We start from the raw sequence: 10,440 nt of genomic DNA on the forward strand, positions 1-10,440 counted from the left end.
ACGTGCGCGTGGGGCCCGGCGACGACGGGGCGGTGGTGGCGGGGGAGGGGATCGTGCTCTCCAGCGACCTGAGCGTGGAGGAGGTCCACTTCCGGCGCGACTGGCTTCCGCCGGAGGGGATCGGGTACCGCGCGGCCGCCGCGGCGCTCAGCGATCTGGCGGCGATGGCGGCGCGGCCCATCGGCGTGCTCGCCTCGCTCGCGGTGCCCAGGGGGGATGCGGGGGACTTTGCGGTGGAGGTGATGGAGGGGGTGCGGCGGGCCGCGGAGTCGGTCGGTGCGGTGGTGCTGGGCGGCGACCTCACGCGCTCACCCGGGCCCGTGATGCTGGACGTGACGGTCGTCGGCGAGGCGTCGCACCCCGTTCTCCGCTCCGGCGCGCGCATGGGCGACGAGGTGTGGGTGACGGGCGAGCTGGGCGCGGCGGCGGCGTGCGTGGAGCGCCTCCTGGCCGGGCGCCGTCCTCCAAGGGGCGCGTGGCCGCGCTTCGCCGAGCCGCGCCCCCGCGTGCAGGAGGCGCGCTGGCTGGCCGAGCGCGGGCTCCCCTCCGCCATGCTCGACCTGTCCGATGGCCTCGCGGGCGACGCGGCGCACCTGGCCGCGGCGAGCGGGGTGGCCATCCTCCTGGTGCGCGAGCTGGTGCCGGTGCACCCCGCCGTGCAGCTCCACACCCGCTCCCGTTCCCGCGCCGTCGAGATGGCGCTCGGCGGAGGCGAGGACTACGAGCTCTGCTTCACCGCCGCCGCGGGGAGCGTGGAGCCCCTCTGCCGCGAGTTCGAGCGGAGGTTCGACGTCTCTCTCCGCTCCGTGGGCCGCGTGGGCCACGGCGACGGCGTGTGGTGGGTGGACGCCGAGGGGCACCGGACTCCCCTCCGCAACCGCGGCTTCCGGCACTTCACCGGGGGGGAGTGAATCTGGGCGTCGGGGACAAAGCACCGGCGCCGCGTCGCCGGGGGCTGAAGCCCCCGGCTGGAACCACGCGAAGACGGCTGAAGCCGTCTCGTGATGCGCGATGTCGGGCCCGGAGCAGGCGCAGGCGGGGTTTGTGCTGTTGTTGAAGCGAGTTCACCTCCGACCCCGACTCCCGTCATCATGCGCATCTTCCTCGGCCTCTGCAGTGCCTCCATTCTCGCGGCGTGCGGGGGCGGCGCGGAGGGTATCGCGGTGCAGGGGGATTTCGCGCCGGGCGGCACGCTGCCCGGGCGCGTGTTCGCCATGGAGGCCGGCACGGACACCGAGGTGCGCGACAAGGCGTTCGAGCTCGGCGGGCTGGCGACGAGCCCCATCTCGCTGCGCCTGGTGCAGGGTGCCGACACGGTGGGGCGGATCGACATCGCGGATCTTCCGGCGGGTTCGCGCGCGGTGCTCCACGGTCTGCGCACCGATGCGCGCTCCGGACGCGCATTCCCATCCACGGTGGAGCTGACCGGCACGCAATCGGTCACGGTGAACGGCATCCGCATGATGAACGAGGGCGCCATCCCCGCCACCGTCGACGCCGACGGCGTGGTCCTCGCCGCCTCCGCGGATCGCCGGGCGCTCCTGGTGCGCCCGGCGAACGAGCAGCTTCCCGACCTGCGCGTCGTCGTCAGCCCCGTCACGGCGGTGGTCACGAGGGACAGCGCCGCCGCAGACATCAGCACCCTCTCGATCGGCGACTCCGTGCGCGTTGGGGGCAAACGGGAGCGCGGCTTCATCATCGCGGATCGCCTGACCCTCGCGCGCGACTCCGCCGCATCCACCGTGTCATCGGCGGACGGCGAGGATGAGCCGAGCGATACGGACCGATCGACCGCGTCCGGCTCTGGCGGGTCCTCCTCCGCGCCCGCTCGCACCTCCACCTCGGAGGCACCCGCCGCCCGCTCGCGGGCGCCCGCGGTAGTCACGCGCGCCCCCGCACCCACGGTCCGCGCCGCACCACAGGAGCGCGGGCGAGGGCAGGGACGAGCCCGTGCGCGTGAGCACGGTGCGGGGAACGGGAAACCGAAGAAGGGGAAGGGGTGAAACGGCGAGTAAACTCACTGCAACAAAAGCACAAAGTCCGCCTGCGCGGACTCACGGGCGAACATCACGATCCTCCAGCCGGCTTTAGCCGTCTTCGCGTAGTTCCAGCCGGGGGCTTCAGCCCCTGGTGCGTACGGGCCGATTCCGCATCCCCGGCAATCCGGCGCCCATCTCCCCCCGCAAACCTGCGAAGGCAGGTTTCCCGCGGTTGTTGCAGCGGTTTCAACCGCCGGGCTCAACTGCCCCCTACACCCCCGCCCCCGCCGCCGGCACGCTCTCCTCGATGCGCTTGAGGAGCTGTTCGGAGGTGACGTACCACTTCCCGTCGTCCTCGTCACGCTTCAGCAGGTATTCCTGTGTTCCGCGCCCCTGACGGGTGGTTTCCTTGCTGCGAAACGTCCACTCCTTGTCCACCAGCACGCGCGCGTGTGACGGATCGGGAAAGGTGACGGCGACGTTGTGCAGGACGATGCGGCGGTTCTCGCTGTAGCGCTGCAGGTCGCGCCTGCGGTCCCGGCGCACGCCCGCGCGGGGAAGGCGCTTCGAGTTGTAATAGTCGACACGGCTCGCGTAGTGGCTGACGTGCCGGTCAATGTCGCCCTGCACCCACGCGTCGTTCAGGTCGCGAACCGCCTGCTCCACCTCCTCGGCGATCTGCTGCTGCGTCTTGATCGGCGCACCCGGAGCGGCGGGCGTGGCGACGGCGGCCGGCGCGGTCTGCGCCGCCTCGGCCTGGAGGCCCGCAAAGGTCTCGTCCAGCCCGGCCACCGCCGAAGAGTCGGTGGCGGCCACGGGAACGACGGCCGTCTCGTCGTCGCCGCCGCGGTTGAAGGCCCAGAGGCCGAGCACCGCCAGTAGGACGAGCGGGATGGCCAGGAGTAGCGGGTTCCGGCGGGCCGCCTTGGGCGCCGCATCCACCGGGTGCGCGGGCGCGGAGTGCACCGGCGCCGGGTGGACTGGTGGCGCGTGATGCGTGACAGTGGGCTCCGCGCGCGCCACCGGCACGTCGGCCAGCGGCGTGGGCGCGGGCAGCACGACGATCGGCGGCGAGGGCTCCAGAGCGACCGGCGCCGGCGGCTCTGGCTCGGGCGCGGGGGGCTGCGCGGCCGGCTCCGGGACGACCGGGACGGGGACCGGGTGGAGCACCGTCCGCTCCTCTTCGCCGCGGACGAGCGCCTCCACGAACTCGGAGGCGTCGGGGAAGCGGGCTGAGGGGTCGGTGTGCAGCGACTGCGCGATCACGGCGCGCACGCCGGCGGGGACGGCGGCCCAGCGGTCCGTTATCCGCAGCGGGATCTCCTCGCCCGCGCGCACGTGCTCGCGCTCGGTCTGCGTGTACGGGCGCTCGCCGGTGAGCGTCTCGTACGCCACCAGGCCCAGCTGGTACACGTCCGACGCGGCGGTCACCGGCAGGTCGGGGTCGAGCTGCTCGGGCGACGCGTACGCGGGGGAGTGGGGGAGCTGCCCGATGGTGGTGAGCGCGTCCTCGCCCTGCGAGCGCAGCGGCTTGGCGATGCCGAAGTCCAGCACCCGCACGAACTCCAGCTCGTCGTCGGTGCCCACCAGGAAGACGTTGGCGGGCTTCACGTCGCGGTGCAGGATGCCGGCGCGGTGCCCCGCCGCCACGCCCCGCGACGCGTCGCGCACGATGCGCATCGCCTCGCCATGCGGCGGCGCGCCGCGGGCCAGGCGGTCCTTGAGGTCGTGGCCGCGCAGCAGCTCCATCACGATGAAGTCCAGGTCCAGCGCGGGGTCGGTGCCGTAGTCGTACACCTGCACCACGTTGGGATGGTGCGGGATGCTGGCCGCCGATGCCGCCTCGCGGCGGAAGCGCTCGCGGAGGTTCTGGCGCATCCCGTCCGAGTCGGCGGGGATCGACACGACCTTGACCGCCACGGGGCGCCCCAGCGTGAGGTCATGCCCCCGGAACACCACGGACATCCCCCCCGCGCCGACCACCTCGTCCACGCGGTAGCGGGCCGCAAGGGTGTGACCCAGGAGGAGCCGCTCGAAAGGCTGCTTCATTCGCCGCGCGGGGGGTGGAGCATGCGTTTGAAATCGGGTTGGGAGCTTCGGCCGCGCCGGACCGCGGACCGGGTTCAGGACAGGCGCGGGCGCAAGGCGTGTGCCCCGGCCCGCATCCATCCACGACTGCATCTCACACAGAGGCACAGAAGAAAGGCAAGAAGTTTTCTCTCTGTGTCTCTGTGCCTCTGTGTGAGCCAGGCAGTTGGGGTCAGCTGCGCGGGCGGCCGGTGCGCGAAGCCGCGGTGTCGCTGCGGCCGGAGCTGCCGGCCCCGGACTCCGCCTGCTTCAGCGAGTCCACGCGCGAGCCGGCGCCGCTGGCGTCCTGCTCGCCGGTGCGGCCCACGATGTCGCGGAAGCGCACCGGGGTGTTCCTGGCGACCCGGTCGGCCAGAAAGAGCGCGTCCCAGTTGGTGAGCCGGATGCACCCCGCCGACGTCGCGTAGCCGATCGTCTCCGGCTTGTTGGTGCCGTGGATGCCGTAGTGCGGCGCCGAGAGCGACATCCACACGGCGCCCACGCGGTTATTGGGGCCCGGGGGGATGCGCGCGTCGGGGCGGCTGTCCGGCACCTTTGCCAGCAGCGCGGGCTGGAAGTGCCACCAGGGGTTCTTGGTGACGTTGACCACCTTGAACTCGCCCTGCGGCGAGGGCTCGTACGTGCCGCCCAGCGTCGACGGGAAGTGGTACAGGATGCGCCCATTTGCATCCACCGCGTGCACGTAGCTGCCGCGGCCGGACACCTGGAGCTCGGCGATCTGCCCCTGGACCCGCGCATCCGGATCGCGCACGTTGGGCACGTTCAGCGTCTGCCCCGCCTGCAGCCCGTCCAGGTTCACCCCCGGGTTGAGCTTGGCGAGGAGCTCCGCCGAGGTGTGGAAGTTCTCGGTGAACTTCTCGGTCAGCGATTCGAAGCAGGTGCAATCCAGCTTGGCCTGGTCGTAGATGCTGTCCGGGAGCTCGACGAAGGGTCCCTTCACGTCCTCGGCGGTCAGCGTGCGCGCCACCACGAGCTGCTCGGGGCGCCCGGCGGCGACGGCCAGCTTGTCGTACGTCGCGGAGTCCACGCGGCCGGTGGTGCGAAGCCCTTCGCGCTGCTGGAAGAAGTACACGGCCTTGGCGGTGTTCTTCCCCCAGCGCCCGTCCATCATCCCGGGCGAGAAGAGGGCGCGGTCGAGGAGGATCTGCACGCGGTACACCGAGGGGCCGCCCACGTCGCCGCCCAGCGGGAGGAAGGCCGCGCCGGTATTCATCTGCTCGGTGCTGATCATCTCCCACTTCTCGGGATTCGTCACCGCCATGCCGCCGCCGGTGGTGTCGAGCTGCACCACGCTCGTCCACTCGTTGGAGTTGCGGCCGCGCTCCAGCTCCTCCGGCGTCAGCTCGCGCTCCACGACGGGCGGAAGGTCCGCCGCCACGCCGCTGTCCGCCTGCGCGTTCTGGATCGGTGCGTCCGGTGCCTTCGCGGCGGCGTCGCCGTCCCCATCCGAGCACGCGCCCAGCGCGACGACGGCGAGGGCCCACAGGTACGTCCGCTTCATGGCGCCATCCTTTCGGTTGAGATACGAGTCGCCCGCCCCGGCGGCACGGCACGGGACGGGCGAATCGTAGAAGCTGGCAGGTTTCGGGCCGAAGGCTCAGCGCCGAGGCCGTGCGGGTACGCTGTCCCGCCGTGCGGGCGCCCTCGTGCTGTCACGCCGGATGGCCGATGCGCTGTCCGGGCGCGCGGACGGGGCGCGCGTCGGGCTCCCCGTGGGCTGCGCATCCGGCGCACGCGTGTCGCGGAAGCGGACCGGCGTCCCTGGCGTCACCCTGCGGCTCAGGAATACGGCATCCCAGTTGGTAAGGCGCACGCACCCCGCCGACGTCGCGTACCCGATCGTCTCCGGCGACTTCGTCCCGTGGATGCCGTAGTGCGGCGCCGTGAGCGCCATCCACACCCGTCCGACCGCGTTGTTGGGCCCCGGCGGGATCCTGGCGTCCGGCCGGTCATCGGGCACGTGGGCGAGGATGCGGGGCTGGTAGTGCCACCACGGGTCCGGGTGTACCGACGCCACCGTGAAGTCGCCCTGCGGGGATGGGTCGAAGGTGCTTCCCAGCGTCGTGGGGAAGTGGAGGAGGATGCGCCCCGCCGCGCTCATCGCGTGCACGTACTTCCCGCTCCCCGACACCCACAGCTCCGCGATCGGCTCGGTGGCGGGCACGTCCATCGGTCGCACGGCGGGCACGGTGATGGTATCGCCCGCGCGCAGGCTGTCCAGCTTCACGCCGGGGTTCAGCTTGCGAAGCAGATCGGCGTGCACGTGGAAGCTCTCCGTCAGTTTCTCGGTGAGCGATTCGTAGCACGAGCACGCCAGCTTCGCCTGCTGGTAGATGTTCTCCGGGATGCGCGTAAAGGGCCCGCGCACGTCCTCCGCTTTGAGCTCGCGGCGGTGCACGATGGTGTCCGGGCTCCCGGCCAGCGCCTCCAGCCGCTGCATCGTCGCGCTGTCCACGGCGCCCGTCGCCGGAAGCCCCTCGCGCGCCTGCATCCAGAAGATCGCCGTCTGCGTGTTGTGCCCCCATCGCCCGTCGATCATCCCCGGCGAAAACAGCGCGCGGTCCAGCAGCACCTGTACCCGCAGCACCGCCGGCCCGCTGTGCCCGCGCCCGATGGGGAACCTCGCCGGCCGCGCATTCGCCGTCCCCGCCGTGATCTGCGCCCACCGCTCCCCGTTCGGCCGCACCACCGCGGGCTGGGCGGGCACCCTGGGCGTATCCGCCGCTACCACGGCCACCCTTGGCTGCGCCACGGGCACAACCGGAGCCTGCGCCGCCGCGGCGCCGGACACGAGAACAGCAAGCGCCGCGAGTGCGGCGCGAGGGAACGAGAGCATCGGGTGCGCTTCGGGTGATACCACGTGCGGAGCTGGCGCCCAATATACCCCCGAGGCTCTCCCGATCAACGCCCCCAGTTGACTTGCCCCCGGGAAATTGGAAGATTTGTCGCGTTGGAGGGATGGCAGAGCGGTTGAATGCTCCGGTCTTGAAAACCGGCGGGTTGGCAACAACCTCGTGGGTTCGAATCCCACTCCCTCCGTTGATTCATCAACCAGTCACGGTGAACGAATCGGCCCTGCGGCACTGTGCTGCGTGGGGCTTCCTCGTGCGTTCAGGCGGGTTGCGGCGCCGGGGCGGGCACGGGCAGCCACGTGGGGCTGCCCCTACGGTTGCGGGCGTTAGGCGGGGGACGAGGTTCGCAGTGGGCGGGCAGACACGCAGGTCGGCCCGCTACGGAATTCGTGCGTGTGGACGGGCGTCGGAGCAGCCCGTAACACGGGCGCGATGAATCGCGCCCCTACCGGATCTGTGCGGCGCAGATGGAGTTCTCCCCCTCACCCGCCCTGCGCCCCCGCAGGCGGGGGAGGGGGCCGGGGGGAGGGGGCCCTCAGCCTCACCCCACCACCCATGCCACGCACCGCGCCATCCAGTGCGCCGCCGACAGCAGCAGCGGCATCAGCGTCAGGCCGACGGAGAAGATCACCCCCTGCCGGAAGACGAGCGGGCCCATGTCCGGCGCGCTGCGCCCCCACGCGGCGCGGGCAAGGAGCTCGATCATCCATCCCAGCGAGTAGCACACGTTCGCCGCGATCCCGTACGCCGCCGTGCCCGCGAGTATGAACCCCAGCGGCATGGGCGAAGCGAAGGGAGGGAGCGCGAAGAAGAACGACATCCCCGCGAGCGTCACCAGCCCCGTGGCGCCCACCGCCTTGTTGAACGTCAGGCGGCGCGACTCCCACCAGCGCACCGTGGACAGCGGCGTGCGCCGGTAGTCGGGAAGCGGATACAGGACGTTGACCAGGTTCGACATGGTGATCCCCTCGTTCAGTGCTCGTTGCGCGTTTCCGATCTGCGAAGTACTTTACGTTGCAAACCGTGTTCCCGCAAGAGCTCCGTTGTCGTGCCTCCCGGGCCGCTGGTGCACCGAATTTCTACGTGAGACTTGCTAACTCGCGCGTCTGCAACGACCTTGTCTCCCGATCCCAATCCAACAGATGAACTTCCGCGCTGTGGTGCGCCCATCCGCCGGGCCCGGTGGCGCCGAGCCGCTATCACAAGCCATGAACGCCTCGGCGGACGCCCTCGGGCCTGACAGTGCAGGCAGGTCGCTGGTGGTCTGGGCGGTTTTGCTCTCGATCCAGATCGGCTCAATGCCGGTGATTTTCCTGCTCGGTGTGTACCTGCACTTCCGCGCCATCGGCCCGTTGCTCGACACCCTGCTGGGGATCGTGTGGTTCGCCATCCCGTTCGGAAGCTGTTATGGCGCACGCCTCGGCGTCTTGTACGTGAGACGGCATCCGCGGAACGTCGTTGCGTGGACGGGGATCGTGCTGAATTGCCTGTACCTGCTTTTTGGTATCTTCATGCTGCTGCTGCTGGCGGCGGACATCCACGTGTAGGCTGTCGCACCAGGTTCTTGCCCCACTCACTATGACCAGCCTGGCGCGATGGGTGTCGATCCTCGCCCATCCCTTCGTGACGACGCTGGCGATGGTGGGCGCCGTGGAGCTCCACCGGGGCTGGGGCGCGGCGGCGTGGAGCGTCGCGACTGTGGCGCTGTTTGCGTTCCTCCCACTCGCGGTGCTGATGCGGCGGCAGGTGCGCAGCGGCGCGTGGACGAACGTGGATGCGTCGCACCCGCAGGAGCGGCCCGTGCTCTTCCTGGTCGGCGGCGCGGGCATCCTGGCGCTCCTCGGGTACCTGGCGGCCACGCACCCGGATTCGCCCCTGCTGCGCGGAGCGATCGGTGCCCTCGTGATGGTGGCGCTCTGCGCGGCGGTGACGCCGTGGATCAAGGTGTCGCTGCACATGGCGGCGGCATCGCTGGCGACGGCGGTGCTGCTGTCTCGCGGGCTGCCGGCCGGGTGGCTGCTCGCGCTCGTTCTGCCGTTGCTGGCGTGGGCGCGGGTGGCGCTGGGCCGCCACGGCTGGGCTGAGGTCGCGCTCGGCTTCCTCGCGGGTTCCACCACCGGGCTCGTTCTCGGGCTCCTCACCTGACTCCTCTCCTCTCCCACCGCAGGATCGACCATCGTGCTCAACCGCATCTCCGCGGCACCGCCCCCCGTGCCTGTCCGTCCGGTCCTGCTCGCCGCCGCGCTGTACGCGCCCGCCGGCATCGTTCCCCTGCTGCCCCCCGGCGGCCTATCGAACGAGATCACCGCGGTGGCTCTCGCGTACCTTCTTCTCGTCTTCGCGCTGTCCACGGCCTGGTTCGCGCGGCGGCAGGATGCGCCCTGGACGGAGCGTACCGCGCGCTACGCCGCCGCCGCCGCCGCGATGGGTGCGCTCGCCTCGCTGGTCGTGACGCTCCTGGCGCGCGCGGCGGGACTGGAGCAGGCTTTTCCATCGACGGGAATGAACTTCGAGATCGCGGAGTGCTGGAGCTGCGAGCCTCCGTCGGACGTCACCGTGCGCCTGATCTGGTACTACCTGCGCTTCGTCGTTGCCGCCACGCTCCTCTCGCCGCTCGCCGGAGCCGTCGGCCGGGCGCTCGGTGCGCGCGTGCGCGATGCGGCCGCTGCATGAGGACCTGCTGAGGCGCAGGGCAGAAGTGGCTGTGCTGAGGCGTTCCGATGAGGCTCGTTCACCTCGGGCGCCGCAGCGATGAGGGCACCATGACGTCCACGACCAGGAAGCTGATCGATCTCGGGCCTTCCACGCTGTTGCCGCTCGCGTTTCTGAGCGTCATTCTCCTGGTGCTCGTGATGGTCTTTACACCGGCCCACGGCGGCCCGTACCTCCCCAACGCGGCGACGGGGCTCCCGGTCGGCGCGAACCCGCTCACCGTGGGGATCGATAATCACGGCAAGTTCTATCTGCGGGAGAGCGCGGATTGGAAACCCGTGGCCGATGCGGATCTGTCCGCGAGAGTGCGTGCGCTTGTCGCCTCCAGGCCGGGCGCCACGCGGCTGTACGTGACGGCCGATCGTGATGCCCCATACGACCGGCTGCTCGTGCTGGCGGAGGCCGCGCGGGGTGCCGGCGTCCAGCAGCTCGATCTCGCGACCCAATGCCCGCGAGGCAAGGAATCTCTGCTCGACGCCTGTTATCGGTGAAGGTGTGACGGAACGACGAACCCCCGCGGCAGTGCGCCGCGGGGGTTTGTTCTGGTGCGTGACGGCCGGCGGCGGTGCCGGGGCGGGCACGGGCAGCCACGTGGGGCGGCCCCTACGGATTTCCGTGTGAGGGGGGCGGAGATCTGGGCCGGGGCGAGGGTGGGCAGACACGCAGGTCATCTGTTCCAATTAATTCGTCCGTGGCCCGCATTTCCTGTGTGAATGTCGCGGTGTTCGCTCCAGGGGCAGGTCTGGCGGCAGGGGGACAATGTCTTCGTCGGGGATCGTGGGTGCGCATGTCTTCAGGCGGCTTGAAGG

The 10,440-nt window shown here is 71.0% G+C and carries 10 protein-coding genes and 1 tRNA gene; 7 read left to right on the forward strand and 4 right to left on the reverse strand.

The features are described 5' to 3' along the window. Both thiL and VF647_10930 read left to right on the forward strand, forming a co-directional pair. Positions 1 to 911, forward strand: a 911-nt coding sequence (thiL, locus tag VF647_10925; protein ID HEX8452602.1) for a thiamine-phosphate kinase, incomplete at its 5' end; no start/stop codon positions are given. 180 nt (positions 912 to 1,091) lie between these two features. After that, a complete protein-coding gene (locus VF647_10930; GenBank protein HEX8452603.1) occupies positions 1,092 to 2,003 on the forward strand; it encodes a hypothetical protein in 912 nt (303 codons plus the stop codon). A gap of 246 nt (positions 2,004 to 2,249) precedes the next feature. On the opposite strand, the gene VF647_10935 is transcribed toward VF647_10930, so the two are convergent. The 3 genes from VF647_10935 to VF647_10945 form a co-directional block, all read right to left on the reverse strand. Further along, positions 2,250 to 4,028: a serine/threonine-protein kinase gene (locus VF647_10935; GenBank protein HEX8452604.1), complete on the reverse strand. Its 1,779-nt coding sequence runs from the start codon at positions 4,026 to 4,028 to the stop codon at positions 2,250 to 2,252. Positions 4,029 to 4,239: 211 nt separating this feature from the next. Beyond that, positions 4,240 to 5,568: a L,D-transpeptidase family protein gene (locus tag VF647_10940; protein HEX8452605.1), complete on the reverse strand. Its 1,329-nt coding sequence runs from the start codon at positions 5,566 to 5,568 to the stop codon at positions 4,240 to 4,242. A gap of 96 nt (positions 5,569 to 5,664) precedes the next feature. After that, on the reverse strand, positions 5,665 to 6,903 hold the full coding sequence (locus VF647_10945) for a L,D-transpeptidase family protein (protein HEX8452606.1): 1,239 nt from the start codon (positions 6,901 to 6,903) through the stop codon (positions 5,665 to 5,667). Between the two features lie 116 nt (positions 6,904 to 7,019). Between VF647_10945 and VF647_10950 the strand changes: the two genes are divergently transcribed. Further along, positions 7,020 to 7,106 (forward strand) — tRNA-Ser (locus tag VF647_10950). A gap of 354 nt (positions 7,107 to 7,460) precedes the next feature. Here VF647_10950 and VF647_10955 read toward each other — a convergent pair. After that, the gene (locus tag VF647_10955; protein HEX8452607.1) at positions 7,461 to 7,877 is read right to left on the reverse strand and encodes a hypothetical protein; all 417 of its coding nucleotides are present in this window, start codon (positions 7,875 to 7,877) and stop codon (positions 7,461 to 7,463) included. A 184-nt stretch (positions 7,878 to 8,061) separates the two neighbouring features. Between VF647_10955 and VF647_10960 the strand changes: the two genes are divergently transcribed. The 4 genes from VF647_10960 (at position 8,062) to VF647_10975 (ending at position 10,122) form a co-directional block, all read left to right on the forward strand. Further along, positions 8,062 to 8,466, forward strand: a complete 405-nt coding sequence (locus tag VF647_10960; GenBank protein HEX8452608.1) for a hypothetical protein — start codon at positions 8,062 to 8,064, stop codon at positions 8,464 to 8,466. 31 nt (positions 8,467 to 8,497) lie between these two features. Continuing rightward, positions 8,498 to 9,064: a hypothetical protein gene (locus VF647_10965; GenBank protein HEX8452609.1), complete on the forward strand. Its 567-nt coding sequence runs from the start codon at positions 8,498 to 8,500 to the stop codon at positions 9,062 to 9,064. Between the two features lie 33 nt (positions 9,065 to 9,097). Further along, a complete protein-coding gene (locus tag VF647_10970; protein ID HEX8452610.1) occupies positions 9,098 to 9,592 on the forward strand; it encodes a hypothetical protein in 495 nt (164 codons plus the stop codon). An 89-nt stretch (positions 9,593 to 9,681) separates the two neighbouring features. Continuing rightward, a complete protein-coding gene (locus tag VF647_10975) occupies positions 9,682 to 10,122 on the forward strand; it encodes a biopolymer transporter ExbD (GenBank protein HEX8452611.1) in 441 nt (146 codons plus the stop codon). Positions 10,123 to 10,440: the final 318 nt, after the last annotated feature.

It is taken from the genome of Longimicrobium sp., assembly GCA_036387335.1.
Lineage (GTDB): Bacteria > Gemmatimonadota > Gemmatimonadetes > Longimicrobiales > Longimicrobiaceae > Longimicrobium.